This is a genomic window from Pseudomonas sp. R-28-1W-6, from assembly GCF_009799925.1.
Lineage (GTDB): Bacteria > Pseudomonadota > Gammaproteobacteria > Pseudomonadales > Pseudomonadaceae > Aquipseudomonas.
In genome coordinates this window covers 399,571-419,110 of the sequence record NZ_WELK01000003.1, presented here as the reverse complement: position 1 = coordinate 419,110, position 19,540 = coordinate 399,571, and the positions used below count along the sequence as shown (strand labels likewise).

Annotated in this window: 19 protein-coding genes; 2 read left to right on the top strand and 17 right to left on the bottom strand. The window is 68.5% G+C overall.

Annotated elements, in window-relative coordinates:
• Positions 1 to 8 precede the first annotated feature (8 nt).
• Together F3I62_RS09570 and hemE are read left to right on the top strand one after the other, a co-directional pair.
• The gene (locus F3I62_RS09570; RefSeq protein WP_160489415.1) at positions 9 to 1,427 is read left to right on the top strand and encodes an FAD-dependent oxidoreductase; all 1,419 of its coding nucleotides are present in this window, start codon (positions 9 to 11) and stop codon (positions 1,425 to 1,427) included.
• Between the two features lie 108 nt (positions 1,428 to 1,535).
• Positions 1,536 to 2,603: a uroporphyrinogen decarboxylase gene (gene hemE / locus F3I62_RS09565; protein WP_160489414.1), complete on the top strand. Its 1,068-nt coding sequence runs from the start codon at positions 1,536 to 1,538 to the stop codon at positions 2,601 to 2,603.
• Positions 2,604 to 2,689: 86 nt separating this feature from the next.
• Here hemE and F3I62_RS09560 read toward each other — a convergent pair whose 3' ends face one another.
• The 17 genes from F3I62_RS09560 to F3I62_RS09480 all read right to left on the bottom strand — a co-directional run bounded on the left by F3I62_RS09560 (position 2,690) and on the right by F3I62_RS09480 (position 19,532).
• Positions 2,690 to 3,136 (bottom strand): excinuclease, encoded by a 447-nt coding sequence (locus F3I62_RS09560; RefSeq protein ID WP_160489413.1) that lies wholly within the window; start codon positions 3,134 to 3,136, stop codon positions 2,690 to 2,692.
• A 106-nt stretch (positions 3,137 to 3,242) separates the two neighbouring features.
• Entirely contained in the window at positions 3,243 to 4,469 is a 1,227-nt protein-coding gene (locus tag F3I62_RS09555; protein WP_160489412.1) for a beta-ketoacyl-ACP synthase, read from the bottom strand.
• Entirely contained in the window at positions 4,469 to 5,197 is a 729-nt protein-coding gene (gene fabG / locus F3I62_RS09550; protein ID WP_160489411.1) for a 3-oxoacyl-ACP reductase FabG, read from the bottom strand. The genes F3I62_RS09555 and fabG overlap by 1 nt, the downstream gene beginning before the upstream one ends.
• Positions 5,198 to 5,210: 13 nt before the next feature.
• Positions 5,211 to 5,675 carry a hotdog family protein gene (locus F3I62_RS09545; RefSeq protein ID WP_160489410.1) on the bottom strand — a complete coding sequence of 155 codons (465 nt, stop codon included), beginning with the start codon at positions 5,673 to 5,675 and terminating at the stop codon, positions 5,211 to 5,213.
• The gene (locus tag F3I62_RS09540; protein WP_160489409.1) at positions 5,672 to 6,856 is read right to left on the bottom strand and encodes a beta-ketoacyl-[acyl-carrier-protein] synthase family protein; all 1,185 of its coding nucleotides are present in this window, start codon (positions 6,854 to 6,856) and stop codon (positions 5,672 to 5,674) included. Before F3I62_RS09540 ends, F3I62_RS09545 begins: the two co-directional genes overlap by 4 nt.
• On the bottom strand, positions 6,856 to 7,359 hold the full coding sequence (locus F3I62_RS09535; protein ID WP_372240103.1) for a hypothetical protein: 504 nt from the start codon (positions 7,357 to 7,359) through the stop codon (positions 6,856 to 6,858). Before F3I62_RS09535 ends, F3I62_RS09540 begins: the two co-directional genes overlap by 1 nt.
• 7 nt (positions 7,360 to 7,366) lie before the next feature.
• Entirely contained in the window at positions 7,367 to 8,626 is a 1,260-nt protein-coding gene (locus tag F3I62_RS09530) for an NAD(P)/FAD-dependent oxidoreductase (protein ID WP_160489408.1), read from the bottom strand.
• Positions 8,613 to 9,770, bottom strand: a complete 1,158-nt coding sequence (locus F3I62_RS09525; protein WP_160489407.1) for a sodium:proton antiporter — start codon at positions 9,768 to 9,770, stop codon at positions 8,613 to 8,615. Before F3I62_RS09525 ends, F3I62_RS09530 begins: the two co-directional genes overlap by 14 nt.
• Positions 9,767 to 12,139 carry a hypothetical protein gene (locus tag F3I62_RS09520; RefSeq protein WP_160489406.1) on the bottom strand — a complete coding sequence of 791 codons (2,373 nt, stop codon included), beginning with the start codon at positions 12,137 to 12,139 and terminating at the stop codon, positions 9,767 to 9,769. The genes F3I62_RS09525 and F3I62_RS09520 overlap by 4 nt, the downstream gene beginning before the upstream one ends.
• Positions 12,099 to 12,686 carry an outer membrane lipoprotein carrier protein LolA gene (locus tag F3I62_RS09515; RefSeq protein WP_256667734.1) on the bottom strand — a complete coding sequence of 196 codons (588 nt, stop codon included), beginning with the start codon at positions 12,684 to 12,686 and terminating at the stop codon, positions 12,099 to 12,101. The genes F3I62_RS09520 and F3I62_RS09515 overlap by 41 nt, the downstream gene beginning before the upstream one ends.
• A 674-nt stretch (positions 12,687 to 13,360) precedes the next feature.
• Entirely contained in the window at positions 13,361 to 13,786 is a 426-nt protein-coding gene (locus F3I62_RS09510) for a thioesterase family protein (protein ID WP_160489404.1), read from the bottom strand.
• 89 nt (positions 13,787 to 13,875) lie between these two features.
• On the bottom strand, positions 13,876 to 15,417 hold the full coding sequence (hutH, locus tag F3I62_RS09505; protein ID WP_160489403.1) for a histidine ammonia-lyase: 1,542 nt from the start codon (positions 15,415 to 15,417) through the stop codon (positions 13,876 to 13,878).
• Positions 15,398 to 16,342, bottom strand: a complete 945-nt coding sequence (locus tag F3I62_RS09500; RefSeq protein ID WP_160489402.1) for a glycosyl transferase — start codon at positions 16,340 to 16,342, stop codon at positions 15,398 to 15,400. The genes hutH and F3I62_RS09500 overlap by 20 nt, the downstream gene beginning before the upstream one ends.
• Positions 16,339 to 17,073, bottom strand: coding sequence for a glycosyltransferase family 2 protein (locus F3I62_RS09495; protein ID WP_160489401.1), 735 nt, complete (start codon positions 17,071 to 17,073; stop codon positions 16,339 to 16,341). Before F3I62_RS09495 ends, F3I62_RS09500 begins: the two co-directional genes overlap by 4 nt.
• Positions 17,066 to 18,724 carry an acyl-CoA synthetase family protein gene (locus F3I62_RS09490; protein ID WP_160489400.1) on the bottom strand — a complete coding sequence of 553 codons (1,659 nt, stop codon included), beginning with the start codon at positions 18,722 to 18,724 and terminating at the stop codon, positions 17,066 to 17,068. The genes F3I62_RS09495 and F3I62_RS09490 overlap by 8 nt, the downstream gene beginning before the upstream one ends.
• On the bottom strand, positions 18,721 to 19,266 hold the full coding sequence (locus tag F3I62_RS09485; RefSeq protein ID WP_160489399.1) for a hypothetical protein: 546 nt from the start codon (positions 19,264 to 19,266) through the stop codon (positions 18,721 to 18,723). Before F3I62_RS09485 ends, F3I62_RS09490 begins: the two co-directional genes overlap by 4 nt.
• A 2-nt stretch (positions 19,267 to 19,268) precedes the next feature.
• Positions 19,269 to 19,532: an acyl carrier protein gene (locus F3I62_RS09480; RefSeq protein WP_160489398.1), complete on the bottom strand. Its 264-nt coding sequence runs from the start codon at positions 19,530 to 19,532 to the stop codon at positions 19,269 to 19,271.
• Positions 19,533 to 19,540 lie beyond the last annotated feature (8 nt).

Below are 19,540 nucleotides of genomic sequence, written 5' to 3'. Positions count from 1 at the left end.
GTTTTGAAATGACTGAACGTCTGAACAATGACTTCCAGTTCATCGAAGTCGGGCGCAAGGATCCGAAGAAGAAGCTCCTGCGCCAGCGCAAGAAGGAGTTCGTGGAGATCTACGAACCCTTCAAACCGGCCCAGGCCGCCGACCAGGCACACCGTTGCCTGGGTTGCGGCAACCCCTATTGCGAGTGGAAGTGCCCGGTGCACAACTTCATTCCCAACTGGCTGAAGCTGGTTTCCGAAGGCAACATCCTGGCCGCCGCCGAGCTGAGCCACCAGACCAACACCCTGCCGGAAGTCTGCGGCCGCGTGTGTCCGCAGGACCGCCTGTGCGAGGGTGCCTGCACCCTCAACGACGGCTTCGGCGCGGTGACCATCGGTTCGGTGGAGAAGTACATCACCGACACGGCGTTTGCCATGGGCTGGCGCCCGGACATGTCCAAGGTCAAGCCGACCGGCAAGCGCGTCGCGGTGATCGGTGCCGGCCCGGCCGGTCTCGGCTGTGCCGACGTGCTGGTGCGCAACGGCGTGACCCCGGTGGTGTTCGACAAGAACCCGGAAATCGGCGGTCTGCTGACCTTCGGCATCCCCGAGTTCAAGCTGGAAAAGAGCGTGCTCAGCCGTCGCCGTGAAGTCTTCACCGGCATGGGCATCGAGTTCCGCCTGAACACCGAAATCGGCAAGGACATCACCCTCGACCAGCTGCTGGCCGAATACGATGCCGTGTTCATGGGCATGGGCACCTACACCTACATGAAGGGCGGCTTCCCCGGTGAAGACCTGCCGGGTGTGACCGACGCGCTGGACTTCCTGATCGCCAACGTCAACCGCAACCTCGGTTTCGAGAAGTCCGCCGAGGACTTCATCGACATGAAGGGCAAGCGCGTGGTGGTACTCGGCGGCGGCGACACGGCGATGGACTGCAACCGCACCTCCATCCGTCAGGGCGCCAAGTCGGTCACCTGCGCCTACCGTCGCGACGAAGAGAACATGCCGGGTTCGCGCAAGGAAGTGAAGAACGCCAAGGAAGAGGGCGTGAAGTTCCTCTTCAACCGCCAGCCCATCGCCATCGTCGGCGAGGACAAGGTGGAAGGCGTCAAGGTGGTCGAGACCCGTCTCGGCGAGCCGGACGCCCGTGGCCGTCGCAGCCCCGAGCCGATCCCCGGTTCCGAGGAAATCATCCCGGCCGATGCCGTGCTGATCGCCTTCGGTTTCCGCCCGAGCCCGGCGCCGTGGTTTGCCGACTTCCAGATCGCCACCGACAGCCAGGGCCGCGTGGTGGCGCCGGAGCAGAGCCAGTTCAAGCACCAGACCAGCAACCCGAAGATCTTCGCCGGTGGCGACATGGTGCGTGGTTCCGACCTGGTGGTGACGGCGATCTTCGAAGGCCGCAACGCCGCCGAAGGCATCCTGGATTACCTGCAGGTCTGACGGCGTTTCGCGCGGCAAATCGTCGCGACAGACAAAAGGCACGGCACTCGCCGTGCCTTTTGTTTTGCGCTCTGCGAAAATGCCCGCACTTTTTTCTAGGACTCTGCCATGACCGCCCTGAAGAACGACCGTTTCCTCCGTGCCCTGCTCAAGCAGCCCGTCGACGTCACCCCGGTGTGGATGATGCGCCAGGCCGGTCGCTATCTCCCGGAGTACCGCGCCACCCGCGCCAAGGCCGGCAACTTCGTCAACCTGATGAAGAACCCGGAGCTGGCCTGCGAGGTCACCATCCAGCCGCTGGATCGCTACCCGCAGCTGGACGCGGCGATCCTGTTCTCCGACATCCTGACCATTCCCGACGCCATGGGCCAGGGCCTGTACTTCGAGACCGGCGAAGGCCCGCGCTTCCAGAAGGTGATCAGCAGCCTGGCCGATATCGAGGCCCTGCCGATTCCCGATGCGGAACAGGACCTGGGCTACGTGATGGACGCGGTGCGCACCATCCGCCGCGAGCTGAACGGCCGCGTGCCGCTGATCGGCTTCTCCGGCAGCCCCTGGACCCTGGCCACCTACATGGTCGAGGGCGGCTCGTCCAAGGACTTCCGCAAGTCCAAGGCCATGCTCTACGACAACCCGCAGGCCATGCACGCCCTGCTCGACAAGCTGGCCCTGTCGGTCACCGCCTACCTCAACGGGCAGATCAAGGCCGGTGCCCAGGCCGTGCAGATCTTCGACTCCTGGGGCGGCAGCCTGTCGGCCGCGGCCTATCAGGAGTTCTCCCTGGCCTACATGAAGAAGATCGTCGACGGCCTGATCCGCGAACACGACGGTCGCCGCGTGCCGGTGATCCTGTTCACCAAGGGCGGCGGCCTGTGGCTGGAGTCCATGGCCGAGACCGGCGCCGAGGCCCTGGGCCTGGACTGGACCTGCGACATCGGCAGCGCCCGCGCCCGCGTCGGCGCCAAGGTGGCCCTGCAGGGCAACATGGACCCGAGCGTGCTGTATGCCAACCCGGCGGCGATCCGTGCCGAGGTGGGGCGGATCCTGGCCAGCTACGGCCACGGCAGCGGCCAGGTGTTCAACCTCGGCCACGGCATCACCCCGGAAGTCGACCCGGCCCATGCCGGCGCCTTCTTCGAGGCGGTACACGAGCTGTCGGCGCAGTATCACGGCTGACCGCCGACGCATGAAAAAGGGCCGCATCTGCGGCCCTTTTCTTTTCTGCCGTGCCAGCTCACTCGCGAGTGAGCGGCGTTAGCCTGTTACTTGACGATCGCCAGGTCACCCTTGAGCGCCACACCGGCCATGATCGCGCCGGCGTGGCATTCGTAGTTCTGCGCGTTCTTGTACTCGATGTTCTTGTAGTTGCTGGCCAGGTTGACCACGGCATTGGCGCCGGCGGCCTTGGCGGCGTTCTGCATGGTGATCAGCGCCGATTGCAGGGCCCAGGAACAGGCGCCTTCGTCGCTCTTGTTGAAGGCGTTGGTCTTCTTGCTGGTGGTCACGCCCGAGCGCACGACGCTGAGCTTGCCCGCAGGCTGGGTGCCGGCCAGGTAGAACTTCACGCTGCCATCCAGGCGTCCGGCGGCGGTGGCTTCCTGTACGGCGGCCTGGAAATCCGGGAACAGGGTGGTGTCGCGGGCCTGGCTGACGGCCGGCAGGGTGGCGGCGAACAGCAGGGCGGCGAGGGTCCAGTTCTTCATTTGCATTGTCGTCTCCTTGACGAGGCTTGGGTTGGAGCGGGGGTGGCGCCAGGTGCAACTGGCGCTGGATTCTGGCGCGCCCGATGGACCCGGCGCGACGACTCCGGTCTTCTTAGTTCCAGCGCTTGAAGATCAGCGAGGTATTTACCCCGCCGAAGGCGAAGTTGTTGTTCATCACGTACTGGTTGTGCATCTGGCGGAACTCGCCGCGCAGGTAGTCCAGCTCGGCGCAGGCCGGGTCGATCTGGTCGAGGTTGAGGGTCGGCGCATAGCGGTCGGCATTCATCATCTCGATGCTGAACCAGGACTCCAGCGCCCCGCAGGCGCCCAGGGTATGGCCGAGGAAGCTCTTCTGCGAGCTGATCGGCATCTGTGGGCCGAACAGGCTGTGGGTGGCCTGGGTCTCGGCGATGTCGCCCTGCTCTGTGGCGGTGCCGTGGCCGTTGACGTAGCCGATGGCCGACGCGGGCAGGCCGGCATCGGCCAGGGCCAACTCCATCGCGCCGCGCATGGTCGCCTGTTCCGGCTTGGTGGCGTGGATGCCGTCGGAGTTGCAGCCGAAGCCGACGATCTCGGCATGGATGGTGGCGCCACGCGCCAGCGCGTGTTCCAGCTCTTCCAGCACCAGGATGCCGGCGCCTTCGCCGATCACCAGGCCGTCGCGGCCGCTGTCGTAGGGGCGCGGCGACAGGTGCGGGGTGGCGTTCTTCAGGCTGGTGGCGTAAAGCGCGTCGAACACCATGGCCTCGGTCGGGCACAGCTCCTCGGCGCCGCCGGCCAGCATCATCGGCAGGCGGCCGAACTTGATCGCCTCGTAGGCGTAGCCGATGCCCTGGCTACCGCTGGTGCAGGCACTGGAGGTGGGGATCAGGCGGCCCTTGAGGCCGAAGAAGATGCTGATATTGGCCGCCGTGGTGTGCGGCATCATGCGGATGTAGGAGTTGGCGTTGAGGCCATCCGCGACGGAGTTCAGCAGCATGTTGCCGAACGCCTTGATCTCCTCGGTACTGCCGGTGGACGAGCCGCAGGCCACGCCCATGCGCCCGTCCTGAATGCGTTCGTCACCGAGCAGGCCGGCGTGCTCCAGGGCGCGCTCGGCGGCGTACACCGCCAGCTTGGATACCCGGCCCATGCTGCGCGTCTGCTTGCGCGTCCAGCGCTTGGGCTGGACGAAGTCGTCCACCGGGCCGCCAAGGCGGGTGTTCAGCTCGCTGAAGCGGTCCCACTCCGCCATGTAGCGGATGCCGCTGCGCCCCGCCTGGAAGGCCGCTTCGATGCTCGGCCAGTCGCTGCCCAGCGAAGTGATGCCGGCCATGCCGGTGACGACCACACGTTTCATCAACACAATCCACCATTCACGGCGAGGACCTGGCGGGTAATGTACGCCGCCTCCTCGGACATCAGGAAATTCACTGCCCCGGCGACCTCTTCCGGGGTGCCCATGCGTGCCGCCGGGACCATCTTGAGGATTTCCTCCACCGGCACCTGCTCGTCGAGGATCTCGGTATCGATCAGCCCCGGCGCCACGCAGTTGACCGTGATCTTGCGCTTGCCCAGCTCGATGGCCAGGGCCTTGGCCGCGCCGATCACGCCGGCCTTGGAGGCGCTGTAGTTGACCTGGCCGCGGTTGCCGATCAGCCCGGAGACCGAGGTGATGCAGACGATGCGTCCGGCCTTGCGGCGGCGGATCATCGGCATGCACAGCGGGTGCAGGACGTTGTAGAAACCGTCCAGATTGGTGCGCAGCACCTGGTCCCAGTCGTCCTCGGAGAGTGCCGGGAAGGCGCCGTCGCGGGTCAGCCCGGCGTTGCACACCACGCCGTAGTAGGCGCCGTGCTGCTCGATGTCGGCCTCCAGCGCCTCCCGGCAGGCGGCGCGATCGGACACGTCGAATTGCAGGATGCGCGCCTGCCGGCCCAGCTCGACGATCTGCCGTTGCACCGCTTCGGCCTCATCGCGGCGCGCGCGGCAGTGCAGCACCAGGTCGTAGTCGGAACGTGCCAGGCGCAGGGCGATGGCCTTGCCGATACCGCGGCTGGAGCCGGTGACCAGAATGGTTTCGCTCATGACTGTTTTTCGCTCATGGCTGGGGTTCCTGAAATTCTTCCTGAAGATAACTGGCCACCTGCGGTGGGCGGAATACGTTGAGGCGGGCGAAGGCCGTGATGCCGGGGCCGCTCAGGCGACACTCGAACACGCCCATGCCGTTGTCGTCCTGCAGGGTGCGGGTGGCCTGGATATGCAGTGTGCTGCCGGCCGGGAAGCACTCGACATTGCACTCGTACTTGCGCGTGCCGAGCAGGAAGCCCAGCTCCACCGCCAGGCCGGCCTGGCGCGCCTGGCAGCCGGCGTAGGCGGCGATGCTCTGCGCCATCAGCTCGACGCCGAGCCAGGCCGGCAGGCTGCCGTCGGCCTGGCTGAACAGGCCGCCGGGGCGCACGGTCAGGCGGGTCTCGACGTCGTCGTCGCCGAAGCGCAGCACTTCGTCGATGAGGATCATGTTGCCGGCATGGGGAATCAGTTCGGCGATCGGCCACAGGCTCATGGTGCATCTCCGAGGATCAGACTGACATTGCTGCCACCGAAGGCGAAGGAGTTGCTCATCAGCCGGCGGCCGCCGGCCTTGTTCAGGCGCGTGCCAGGCGCAACCAGCTGCAGGGCCGGCAGCTCGGGCTCGCCCTGGCCATCCCACAGGTGCGGCGGCAGCAGCGCCTCCGGGTTGTGCTCGCTCAGCGTCAGCCAGCAGAAGGCCGCTTCCAGCGCCCCGGCGGCGCCGAGGGTGTGGCCGGTCAGCGGCTTGCTCGAGGAGCAGGGCACCCCGGTCGGGAACACCGCCGCGGTGGCCAGGCTTTCCATGGCGTCGTTGTGCGTGGTCGCCGTGCCGTGCAGGTTGAGGTAATCGATCTGTTCTGCGGCCACGCCGGCGCTGGCTAGGGCGCTGCGCATTGCCGCCTGGGCGCCGAGGCCTTGCGGATGCGGCGCGGAAATATGGTGGGCGTCGGAGCTGGCGCCGCCGCCGAACAGGGCGATCGGCGCCGGTTCTTTCGTCATCAGGAACAGCGCCGCGCCCTCGCCGATATTGATGCCGTGACGGTTGCGTGAGAAGGGGTTGCACGGCTCGGCGGACACCGCCTCCAGCGCGGAGAAGCCGTTCAGGGTCAGCCGGCAGAGGCTGTCCACGCCGCCGCAGATCACCGCATCGCACAGCCCCTGTTGCAGCAGGCGATGGGCGCTGAGCAGGGCGCGGGCGCTGGAGGTGCAGGCGGTGGAGATGCTGTAGCAGGGGCCGTCCAGGCCCAGCCAGGCGGCGAGGAAGCTGGCCGGGGCGACCAGCTCCTGCTGGGCGTAGTGGTAGTGCGCCGGCAGCGCGCCCTGGTGGTAGTACTGGGCGATGCTCTGGCTGGCTTCCTCGATGCCCGAGGTGCTGGTGCCGAGCACCACGCCGACGCGGGTGGCGCCGTAGCGAGTGATGGCTGCGCGCAGCGGCGCTTCGATCTGCAGGGCGGCGGCCAGCAGCAGCTGGTTGTTGCGGCTCGGCGGCAGCGCCAGGTCGGGCAGCGCGGGCAGTTCGCCGCGCACGGCGCCGACGGTCAGGGCGCGTTCGGCGACCCAGCTGGGCTCGGCGCGCATGCCCGAGGCATCGCCGGCCAGCAGCGCGCGGGCCACGGCCTGCTGGCCCTGGCCGAGGGCACAGAGCAGGCCGAGGGCGTTGAGGTAACTGGGCATCAAGGGCTTGCTTCCGGTTGCAGCGGCGCGACCCGGTAGTGCAGGTCGGGCGAGGTGTTCAAAGTGAAGTGCAGCGGCGTGCGGTAGTCGATCCGCCAGTCCGGCTTGAGCCGGCGCTGGCCCGCGCCGGCCAGTTGCCAGTCGCCTTGCGGGTAGCGCTGGGCCAGCTCGGCGCTGGGCGTCAAAGCGAACAGCAGGGCGGCGAACAGCTCGCGGGCCTCGGCATTCGGTGGCAGCAGGCCGTCATTGTGCCACTGCCCGCTCTCCAGCAGTTGGCGCGCCAGCGGCACGCCGAGCGGGTCGAACAGCGACCAGCGCAGCGCGCTGCCTTCGCCCTGCACCACCAGCAGCCAGTCCGCACGGGTTCCGGCCTGAGCGCGCTGGATATGCAGCGACAGCGGCAGGCTCAGGCTCGGCGCGGATTCCGGCAGCGGCGTGCGGCTGGCGCAGGCGCTGAGCAGCAGGCCGAGCAGGAGGACGCAGGTGGCGCGTAGCAATGGCATGTCCGGCTCAGTTCAGCGCGCAGATTTCGGCGAGCACGCCGAGGCGGCGCTTGGGCTCGGCGACATAGGGGTTGGTCAGGTCCCAGGCGTAGCCGGCGAGGATCGAGCAGATCATCTGGCGGATTTCCGGCTGGGCCTTCTGGTAATAGATCACGTCCTGGAAGCTGCCGTCGTACCAGCCCTCGACGTAGGCGCGGAAGGTGTCGACGCCGCGTTTCAGCGGGATGGCGAAGTCCTGCTCCCAGTCCACCGCCGCGCCGCTCAGCTGGCGGTGCAGCAGGCCGGCGGCCATGCTCGCCGAGCGCATGGCGATGGTGACCCCGGAGCTGAACACCGGGTCGAGGAATTCGGCGGCGTTGCCCAGCAGGGCGAAGCCCGGGCCGTGCAGGCTCTTGACGTTGGCCGAGTAGCCTTTCAGCTCGCGCACCGGGGTGTCCCACAGGGCGTCTTGCAGGACGTTGCCGAGCGATGGGGTTTCCGCGACGAACTGGCGCAGGCAGGCTTCCATGTCCTCGGGGTAGCCCGCGTAGCGCCCGGCCTCGGCGACCACGCCCAGCGAGCAGCGGCCGTTGCTGAACGGGATGGTCCAGAACCACACGTTGCGCAGGGTCGGGTGGGTGGTGATGAGGATCTTCTCGCGGTCGAAGCCAGCAGCGGCGGCGATGCGGTCTTCGACATGGGTGAACAGCGCGCGGCGCATCGGCAGGTTGGACGGGATGTCCAGGTCGAGCAGGCGCGGCAGCACGCGGCCGTAGCCGCTGCCGTCGAGGACGAAGGCGCACTCGACCTGGTACTCGCCGCCATCGGCCAGGCGGCGTACGGTCAGGCGCGGGCAGGCGCCGCTGCGCGCGCCGCTGAAGTCGACGGCGGTGATCTCTTCCTCGTAGCGGATCTCCACGCCCTGGCGTTCGGCGTCATCGGCCAGCACCTGGTCGAAGCTGGCGCGCAGCACCTGGTAGGTGGAGCCTTTGCCCGGGGTGAATTTGTCGCGGAAGTCGAACTCGGTGTAGCGCTCGCCCCAGGCGAAGGCCGCGCCGTGCTTGGTCTGGAAGCCGGCGGCCTGCACCGCATCGAGCATCCCGGCTTCCTCGACGAAGTCCAGGCAGTGCGACAGCAGGCTCTCGCCGATGGAGAAGCGCGGGAAGCGCTGACGCTCCAGCACCAGCACGTCGTGGCCGTTGCGCTTGAGCAGGGCGGCGGCGATGGCGCCGGAGGGGCCGGCGCCGATCACCACGACCTGGCGTTGTTCGAGTTCAGGAGTGTTCATAGCGGCTTCGTGCCTCGTTATTAGCATTGGCAGGGCGAGGGTAGGCGCCGGTGAGGGCCGGCAGCAAGGTGGAGATCAGGCCCATCAGCATCAGGGCGAAGTACAGCTGGGTGCTGATCACCTGCTGCTGCAGCAGCAGGTTGAGGAAGACGATTTCGGTCAGGCCGCGGGTGTTCAGCAGCACGCTCTCGCGCCACTGCCCGGGGCTCGGTGCCAGGCGCCCGGCCGCCCAGCTCAGGCCCAGCCAGTTGCCCAGCAGCTTGCTGGCGATCGGCAGCAGCAACAGCGCGCCGAACTGCAGCCAGGAATAGCCCAGCCAGGCATTCTGCCAGTCGATCTGCAGCAGGCCGTAGGCCAGGATCAGCGGCACCGCCAGCCAGGTCTGCAGGGCGGCGAACACGCTGCTCGGCAGTGGCAGGCGCAGCGGTACATGCAGCGCGGCGCTGCACAGCAGGTAGGCGATGCCGAACACCAGGGCATTCAGTTTGAGCTGCTGCATGACCAGCAGCAGCACCAGGAAACACAGGCCGTTGAAGCGCGCCGAGCGGCACGGCAGCAGCTTGAACAGCAGCGGCAGGCTGGCGGCCAGCAGCGGCCAGAGCAGGGTAGCCGGCTGGCTGCTGCCCTGGGCCAGGCCGAAGATCAGCCAGCACAGCAGGTCCATGAGGATCGCCGCCTGCAGCAGCTGGCGGATGCGTGGGGCGGGGTAGCGCAGGTGCTGCAGGTAGAGGAACAGCACCGGGATGGCGGTCAGGGCGAACAGCAGGCCGACGGCGATGCCGCCCAGCAGGCTCTGCGCCGGCAGCAGCCACAGCGCACAAGCCAGGCCGCAGAAGAACGGCAGGAAGAAGCTCGGCAGGGCGATCTTCACGCTGTCGGCCTGCAGGTCGAGGTCGATCACGTCGCTGAGGATATGCCCCAGCAGCAGGGTGAAGGCCACGCCGTACAGCGGCTTGAGCCAGTCGGCGGCGAGCAGCTCGCTGGCGCCGAAACCCAGGGGCGCGCTCCACTGCATCAGCAGCGGCAGGCCGAGGGTGGCCAGCAGCAGCTGGCTGACAATCGGGATCAGGCGCAGCCGGCCGCCCAGCCAGGTGGCGGCGGCGAACAGGCCGAGCAGGCCGAGCCAGAACAGCGCGATGCTCATGCCGGCACCGCCTTGGCCTGGGGCTCACGGCTGCCGGCCCAGGGCGCGAGGATGAAGCAGAACAGCAGGCCGAGGCTGATCGCCAGGCCGAAGTTGGCGATGGCGGGGGTGTCGCTGACCAGCAGCAGGCCGAACGACAGCCAGCTGGTCAGCGCCGAGAGCAGGGTGCCGAGCAGGCTGACCGCCGGTCCGCCGATGCCTTCGCGCATAAGGATGGCATAGTCGACGCCGATGGCGGTGATCAGCAGCAGGCCGAACAGGCTGAACAGGGTCAGCGGCTGGCCCAGCCAGCCGAGCCCGGCCAGGGCGGCGAGGGCCGCCAGCAGCGGCAGGCAGACCACGCGCAGGGCACCGGCCAGGCCGAAGGGGATGCACAGCAGCAACAGGATCGCGGCGCTGGCGACCAGCTTGAGCTGCGCGGCGCTGAGCTGGGTGGCACTGAACAGGCCGTTCAGCTCGCCGAGGCGGTCGACCAGCTGCACCCCGGGCAGGTCCGCGCCGAGGCTGTGCAGCAGGGCACTGTCGGCCTGGCCCTGCAGGCTGACCAGGCCTGCCACGCCCTCGGCGTTACTGCCCAGCCACAGCGGCCGCCAGGCTTCGCCCAGCGGGCCGGCCAGGGCCTGGTCGATGCTCGGTGGTGGGGCGTTGGTCAATTGGTTCAGCTCGGCCTGCAGTGCGGCGGCTGGAATGCCCATGGCCAGCAGCGGCTGCCAGTGCTGCGGCAGGCGTTGCAGGGCCTCGCGCAGCGGCTGGTGCTGGCTGTCGGCGGCGACCAGCTGGCTGAGCGCGCGGTAACCGCGCAACTGGCCGGCGGCCACGGCCCGGTCGAGGCGCTGGGCGAGGGCGGCCTGGCGTTCGAGCAACTGCGCCTCGTCGCGGGCACGCACCAGGAAGAACTGGCTGGTGGGCTGCTGCCCGCTCAACTCGGCGATGCGCTGGGCCTCGGCGAGCAGTTGCGGCTCCTGGCCCAGCCACTGGCGGATATCGTTCTGCGGGTGCAATTGCCACAGGCCGCCGGCGCAGAACAGCAGCAACAGGGCCAGCAGCGGCAGGCTGCCGACACGGCCCAGCAGGCGCGTGCGCAGGGCCAGCAGGGTGCTGCTGAAGCCCAGCAGGCCGGGTGGCGGGCGCAGGCGCAGGCCATTGAGCAAGGCCGGCAGCAGGCACACCGAGCAGAGGTAGGCGCCGATCAGCCCGGCGGCGGAGAACAGGGCGATCTGGGTCAGCGCCGGGAAGGGGGTGAAGGCCAGCGCCAGGTAGCCGACCAGGTTGGTGCCCAGGCTCAGGGTCAGCCCCGGCAGGGTGGCGCGCAGGGCGCCCCAGCTGGTCCACTTGGAACTGCCCCAGCTCTTGCTCAGGTAGTGCTGCGGGTAGTCGGCGGCCACGCCGATCAGGCTGGCGCCGAGCACCAGGGTCAGCACGTTGATCTGGCCGAACACCAGCACGCAGGCGGTGCAGCCGGCAATGAGCGCTACGCCGATGGGCAGCAGGCTGACCAGCACGCGCGGGCGGCGGAAGGCCAGCAGCAACAGCAGCAGAGTGCCGAGGATGGCGATACCGCCGATCCAGCTGACTTCGCGGGTGGCCTTGGCCTGCCCGGCCGCGGCATACAGCACGCCGCCAGCGGCCAGCAGCTGGCCCCCGGCGGCCGTCACCTCGGCCCGCGCCGCCGCCACGCTGGCGGCAATCGCCGGTGGCGCCTGCATGTCGAAGGCGCTGCCCAGGGTGCGCACGCGCAGCAGGGCCCAGGTCATGCCCGGTTCTTCCAGCAGCAGGGCGCCGCTGCCGAGGTCGGCCTGGATCCGGCTGTCCGGGTTCAATGCCTGTTGGGCGCGGCTACCGATACCCAGCCAGTCCTGCTCGGGCGGCAGCAGGCTGAAGCCGGCGAAGGTATCGAACAGCTGGGCGGCACGTTGCTGGATAAAGAGGTCCGGCTGCTCGATCAGCAGCTGGTGATCCGCCGCCGGCAGCAGGGCCAGGCGGTGGCCGCGCAGTTGCTGGCGCAGCACGGCCAGGTCGCTGTCCAGGCTCCACTGTACCCGCTCGAAGCGCTGGCTGGCCTGCCACTGCTGGCCGAGCCGCTGGACCAGGGCAATCGCCTGCTGGCGCTGCGGATGGCCGACCAGCACCAGCAGCTCGCGGTTCAGCGGCTCCTGCATGCGCCGCTCGGCCTGCTGCACCAGCTCGTCGCCGGCGCCCTGGGGCAGCAGGGCCAGCATGCTCGCCGCCACCGGCGGGCCGTTGCGCCACTGCCAGACGGCCAGGGCCAGCAGCGCCAGCAGGGCGATGCTGAACAGGCGCGGCAGGTGGCGCTGGGCGGCGCAGGGCTTAGCGGGCAAAGGCGTCTCGCTCCTGGGCGCTGAGGGCATCGCCCGCCTGGCTCTGCGGCATGCGCATGAGCGTGTGGTCGCCCTGGGTCTCGACCAGTTCGATGCGTTCGACCAAGTCGCCGCCGTCGATGCGGATGCGGCTGAAGATCTGCTTGAGCAGCAGCGAGTGCGGGATCAGGGTCAGTTGCCAGGCCTCGCCGGTGCCGCTCAGTTGCAGCTCGAAGTCGCGGGCCAGGCCCGAATGATCGCCCTTGAGCACGGCGAGGAACAGCCGGCTCTGCTGGGCGGCCACATCCTGGCCGGGCTGCAGTTGCCAGCCCTGGGCGGTGCGCCGGGCGATGCCGGCGGCGTCGATGCGGTAGTCCTGGGTCAGCGGGCTGCGCAGCTGCCAGAGCAGGCCGGCGTCGCGGCTGAGGACGAATTCGCCCTGGCTGGTCAGCGGCTGGGGCAGGGCGCGCAGGTGCTTTTCCTGGATGAATGGGCCGCGCACCACGGCCGGCTTGGCCAGTTGTGCGCCCAGTTCGGTCAGGTCGAAGGCATGGGCGGTTGGGGTGATGGTCAGGAGCAGTAGGCTGCAGGCTTTCAGGGCATGGCTGATTGCTGTGCTGGCCTTGGCTTTTGCTTGCGCCCCCCCGGGCGCGTCACTTTTTCTTGCTTGCCCAAGAAAAAGTAACCAAAAAGAAGGGCACCCCGACATGCGGGTCTCGCTGCGCTCGACTCCCCTCGCTCCGGCACTGCTCCGGGGGCCGTCACGAAGGGACATCCCGCCTAGGCGGCCCCGTCCTTCGTGACTCGCTCGGCGTCCTGCCTCGCGTCCCCCTGCGCAGTACCTGCACTCGGCCTCCTGACGGGGAGTTGGCGCGCCTGGTAAGACTGCGCGGTGTTGAAGCCAATGGTTGTCTGTGGCTGTAGCTGTGTCGTGTGTGCCGGGATACGGGGCCCCCTCAGGAGGCCGAGTGGAATCCGTGCGTAAGGGGTTGAGCGGCATGGATGCCGCGAGAGCCGCGATGGGCCAGGGATGGCCCTTCGCGGCGTGCCCCTGGAGCAGGGATGGAACGAGGGAACCCTGGCGCAGCCAGGGCCGGATGTGGGGCGCGCTTTCTCTTTGGTTACTTTCTCTTTGCGCGCGCAAAGAGAAAGTGACTCGCCCGGCGGGGCGAAATAAAACGCTCATGCAACGCAGAAAACCAGCCGAGCGCTGTTCAACGGGGCGAAACAGAGCGTTCAGCAAACGTAGAAAACCAGCCGGGCTCGGAAAGATCACGCAATAGCCCTCTCCACCGCCTCAACAAACACGCGAGGCGAAGCCAGCAGCATCTCCCGCGTGGCGATCTCCACCGCCACCTGCACGCTGCTGCCACGGGTCATGCGCTCGCCGCTGGCGGCATCGGTGATCAGGTAGTGGATCTTCAGGCGGTTTTCCCACTCGACCAGATCGGCACGCACTTTGATCCTCTGGCCGAACTGGGCGCCGCGGATGTAGCGCAGCTGCAGGTCGATCACCGGCCAGGCGTAGCCGGCGTCACGCATCTGCCGGTAGTTGTGGCCGAGCTTGTCGAGCAGGGCGCAGCGCGCTTCCTCGAAGTATTTGACGTAGTGGCCGTGCCAGACCACCTCCATCATGTCGACGTCGAAGAACGGCACCACCAGCTCGATCTCGGCCTGCAATACGCCTGCACTACGCATGGGCGGCTCCCTGGCGGGTGGTGCGCACGGCGCACCCTACACGGTGTGCGATGCAGGTCGTAGGGTGCGCCGTGCGCACCAGGGCCGGCTTACGCATAGAGCCTCCAGTGCTGGGCGCGGATGCGCTGCAGGCACAGGCGCAGTTCGCCTTCCAGGGCGCGATCCTCGATCACCGGGTGGAAGTCGGCGGCCAGCTGCTCGCGCATGGCGGCAACGGGTGCGGGGATATCGATCTTGCCATCGCGCTGGCGCAGCCAGACGCCCTGATTGGCGGCCAGCAGGGTGGCGGCGGCGACCTGTTCGCTCAGCTCCAGGCTGCGCAGGGCGTCGCGCGCGGCGATGGTGCCCATGCTCACTTTGTCCTGGTTGTGGCACTCGGTGGAACGGGAGAACACGCTGGCCGGCATGGTGTTTTTCAGCGCCTCGGCGGTCCAGGCGCTGGTGCCGATCTGCACGGCCTTGAAGCCGTGGTTGATCATCGCGGTGACGCTCGGCGCGCCGGACAGGTTGCTCGGCAGGCCGTGGTTGTAGCGCACGTCGACCAGCAGGGCGAGCTGGCGATCGAGCAGGTCGGCGACGTTGCCGACCAGGTTCTTCAGGCTGTCCATGGCGAAGGCGATATGCCCGCCGTAGAAATGCCCGCCGTGCAACACGCGCTCGGCCTCGGCGTCGATCAGCGGGTTGTCGTTGGCGCTGTTCAGCTCGGTCTCGATGAACTGGCGGAGCAGGCCCAGGCTGTCGGCCAGCACGCCGAGCACATGCGGGGCGCAGCGCAGCGAGTAGCGGTCCTGCAGGCGGTGCAGCGGCGCGGTCGGCGCGTCGATGGCCAGGTCCTGGCGTAGCCAGGCGGCGACCTGCATCTGCCCCGGGTGCGGCTTGGCGGCGAACAGGCGCTCGTCGAAGTGTTCCGGGTTGCCTTCCAGTGCCACCACGTTGAGCGCGGTGATGCGGGTAGCCAGCTTGAGCAGGTAGTCGGCGCGGGAGAATGCCAGGCAGGCCAGGGCGGTCATCACTGCGGTGCCGTTCATCAGCGCCAGGGCTTCCTTGGGCCGCAGTACCAGCGGCGTCCAGCCCAGTTCGTTGTGCACCTCGGCGGCGCTGCGGCGTTCGCCCTGGTACAGCACTTCACGTTCGCCGCTGAGGGTGGCGGCGACGTAGGACAACGGCGTCAGATCGCCGCTGGCGCCGACCGAGCCTTCTTCCGGGATCAGCGGCAGCACATCGTGATCGAGGAATGCCTGCAGGCGCTCCAGCAGCTCCACGCGCACGCCGGAGATGCCGTAGCACAGCGACTGCAGGCGCGCGGCGAGCACGGCGCGAGTGCTGGCCGGATCGAGCAGCTTGCCCAGGCCGCAGCCGTGGAAGGTGAACAGGTGCTTGGGCAGCGCCTCGACCTGATGCAGCGGCACGGCCACCACACAGGAATCACCGTAGCCGGTGGTGACGCCGTAGATCACGCCTTCCTTGTCCAGCAGGGTGTCGAGGAAGCGCGCGCCCTTGGCGATCTTCTCGCGGTAGGCGGCGTCGTTCTGCAGCTGCGCGCGGGCCTGGCGCTGGGACAGGGCCACGACCTGCTCGATGGACAGGTGGGCTTCGCCGAAGATCACCGGGTCAGGCTGATGTGTCGTCATGTGCATTCCAGAACGGATAGAAGTTGAACCATTGCAACGGCGCGTCCAGGCAGCGTTGGCCCAGGCGCTCGGCATAGCGTTGTACCCATTGGCGGATCACCGCCTCGCGCTCGCTGCGCTTCCACTCGATGCGCTCGGCAAACGGCTCGATGATCACCCGGTAACGGCCGTCGATCTTCAGGCAGTTGAGCAGGTTGACCGAGCAGTGCAGCAGCCCGGCCAGCAGCCAGGGCCCTTGCGGGAAGGCGGCGGGCTTGCCGAGGAAGTCCACGCTGACATTGCGCCCGCCGTGCAGTGGCACGCGGTCGCCGGCAATCGCCAGCCACTCGCCGCGTTCCAGGCGCTCGGACAATTGCAGCATGATCGCCGGGTCCAGCTCGCTGACCTGGATCAGGCGCAGGTGACTGGCGCCGGCTTCGCCGAGCAGGCGGTTGAACTGTTCGGCGTGCTTGGTGTGCACCAGCACGTTCATCGTCACATGCTCGCCGAGTTCAGCCAGGGCGCGACACACCTCGAGGTTGCCCAGGTGCGCGCCGACCAGCATCTGCCCGCGCTCCTGGCGGTGCAGCTGGCCGCGAAGGTCGTGCGGGTCGACCAGGGTGATCTGCTCCAGGCCGAGCTTGCCGTTCCACACGTCGAGCTTGTCCAGCAGGGTGTCGGCGAAGCTCATGAACTGGCGGAACACCTGGCGCCAGGTCGGGCGCAGCTCGTTGCGGCCGCTCCAGGTGGCGAGATTGGCCTGGTACTGCCAGATGCTGCGCCGCGCCTGGGCGCCGAAGACGAAGAAGTACAGGACGATGGCGTAGATCAGCGGGCTGATCAGGCGCCGGCCGAGCAGGCGTGCCAGCACCGCGGTGAGCTTCATCAGCGCATAGCTGCCGCGCTCGCGCTGGCCGGCCCAGTGGGCTGCCGGTTGCTCGCTCATGCCTGCCACCGCCGCCAGAGGATCATTGGGGCGCGCAGCAGCATGCCGAAGAACAGTTTTGCGTGCATCTTCGAGATCAGCGCGTTGTCCAGCCACAGACGGAAGTGCGAGAGGCCGTCCAGCGGGTAGTGCACCTGGGTCGGCAGCCAGCGCATCGGCTGGTTGCGCCAGGCCAGGCGCACCAGGATCTCGGTGTCGAAATCCATGCGCTTGCCCAGCTGGCAGCTGTCGATCAGCGCCAGGGTGGCGGGCAGCGGGTAGACGCGGAAGCCGCACATGGAGTCGCGGATCGCCAGCGACAGGCTGTTGATCCATACCCAGACGTGGGTCAGGTAGCGCGCGTACAGGCGGCTCTTCGGCACGCTGTCGTCGTACACCGGATAGCCGCAGACCAGCGCCTGCGGGTGGACGCGGGATTCGCCGAGGAAGCCGGCGACATCGCTGAGGTCGTGCTGGCCATCGGCGTCGACCTGCAGCGCGTGGCTGAAGCCCAGGCGCTGCGCCTCGCGCAGGCCGGCCATCACCGCGCCGCCCTTGCCCTGGTTGACCGGCAGGCGCACCAGGAAGGTATCGGCCTGTTCGGCCAGTTGATCGATCACCGCGGCGCAGGCGGGGCTGGAGGCGTCGTCGACCAGCACGCAGGGCAGGCCGGCGTCGCGCAGGGCGGCGACCACGATAGGCAGCGCATGCTCGTGGTTGTACACCGGAATCACCGCGCAGGCCTTATGCACCGGCGGCCTCCAGCAGGATGCGACCCGAGGAGCAGGCCGCCTCGCCGTTGCGATAGGCGAAGTACAGTTTGCCGCGCTCGGCGTCGAAACGCAGGCTCAGCTGCAGGCGGTCGCCGGGGCGGACCAGCTGCTGGAACTTCAGCACTTCCATGCCGCAGAAACGCGGCGGCAGGTCGGCAATCAGCTCGCGGGCCAGTTGCTGGGCCCAGTCGACCTGAACCACGCCGGGCAGCACCGGGGTCTGCGGAAAGTGGCCGGTGAAGTGCGCCAGGTCCGGCGGTATGTCCAGCTCCAGCTGCCATTCACCGTCCTGTTCGATAGCCGAGCGCGGCGCCACGCGGGTCGGCCGCTCGCTGGCCAGAATGCGCTCGACCTCGGCCTGGGCCAGCTTGCCCTGGCTGCTGTAGGGCAGCTCGGCGAGCAGGCGCCAGCGGCGTGGCAGGGCCAGCGCCTCGCAGTGCCCGGCCAGGTGTTGGCGCAGGGTTTCGATCAGGGTCTTGCGTCCCTGGTTGCGCAGGGCGTGCAGGCCGCTCGGGCTGAGGGCGACCAGCGCGCCGAGGTAGGCACGGCCCTGCTCGATCACCCCCAGACGCGCGTCGGCGACCCACTCGTGGCTGAGCAGGGCCTGTTCCAGCATGGGCAGGGAGATGCGTTTTTCTTCCAGTTTGACGATGCGGTCCAGGCGCCCGCGCAGGACGAAGCGCCCATCGCTGCCAATCTCCACCGCGTCGGCGGTCTGTTCGCGCTGCCCGGCTGGGAGGTATGGTGAACTCAGGTTGAGCGCGCCGTCGGCATTCTGCCCCAGCTCGACGCCGGCAAACGGCGTCCAGTATTCGCCGCCCTGGCGCCAGGCGATGCCACCGGTTTCCGAGCTGCCATAGATTTCCGTGGGCCACTGGCCGAGCAGGCCGTGCAGCTCGGCGGCGGTCTCGGCCGGCAGGGCGCCGCCGGAGGAAAACACCCGACGCACCTGGCGCAGGGCCGGCCAGTCGAGGTTGTCGCCCATGCGCTTGAGCAAGGCCGGGCTGGCGATCCAGGCAAACGTCGGATGCTGCAGACTTTCCCGTTGCAGGTCTTCGGGGAACGGCTGGGCGCGGCGCAGGAACGGCCGCCCGGCGCACAGCGGCCAGAGCACGCGGAACAGCAGGCCGTAGATATGCTGGGCGGCGACGCTGCCGAGGATGGTGGCACCGCCGAGCTCGGCCCCCCACAACTGCTCCAGGGCGTCCACTTCGTTGGCCAGCTGGCGCAGGGATTTGTCGATCAGCTTGGGCTCGCCGCTGGAGCCGGAGGTGCACAGGGTCAGGTGGCACTGGTCGAGATCGAGGGCGGCGGCGGGCAGCGGTTCGCCGTCCAGGCCGTCCAGGTTGTCCAGCCACAGCTCGACCTGGGCGCCCAGGCGCTCGCGGGTCTGCGCCTGCGCATCGGCCGGCAGCAGCACCTGCACGCCAGCCCGCCAGGCGCCGAGCAGGGCGATGGCCAGCTCGCCGGCATCCTCGATATGCACGGCCAGGCGGCGCACGCCGCGCGCCTGCAGCGCGCCGGCCAGGGCCAGGGCGCGCTGGCGCAGGGCCGCATGCGCCATGTCCGGCGTGACCGGACGGCCCGGCTGGGCCTCCAGCAGCAGGTCGCTGAGGGGCAACCAGGTCATGCACTTCTCCTTACACGCTGGCGCACCAGCCACTCACCGGCAAACAGCAAGCCCATCAGGCCGTAGGCGATCAGCCCGGTATACAGGGTCCACCAGCTCAGTGGCGCCCACAGGTTGAGGGCGATCACCACCAGGCCGTTGCCCAGAAAGAACAGCGCCCACACCTGGGTCACCCGGCGCGTGTAGCGCACCGCCACGTCCGGCAGGTCGGGCTCGCCGAGGCGCGCCAGGCGCTCGATCAGCGGCGGGCCGAACTTCAGGCTGAGGCCGAACAGCGCCAGCAGCAGGCCGTTGAGCAGCACCGGGTACCAGCGCAGCAGCTCCGGCTCACCGGCCAGGCCGAGCAGCAGACAGAAGCCCAGGGCCACGCCGGCCATCCAGCGGCTGCCCGGCTTGCCGCGTTGCACCAGGGCGCGCGCCAGCCACAGGCCGCCGAGCAGCAGGGCGAACACGCGCGGCGACAGGTGCTGCATGCCGAAGTACACGGCAAAGGGATAAAGCAGCCCCGCCACCACCAGCAGCAGGCCCAGCAACTGACTCATGTTCAGCCTTGCGCCGGGGCGGCGTGGACCACCTGGTACACGGCCTCGACCACGTCGCCGACGGTGCGCACGGCCTTGAATTCCTCGGCGGCGATCTTCTTGCCGGTCTGGCGCTTGATATGGTCGATCAGGTCGACGGCGTCGATGCTGTCGATTTCCAGGTCCTGGTACAGGTTGGCGTCCAGGGTCACGCGCTCGGCGTCCAGCTCGAACAGCTCGACCAGGGCGTCCTGCAGGGTGGCGAAAATTTCTTCACGGCTTTGCATCGCGGCGT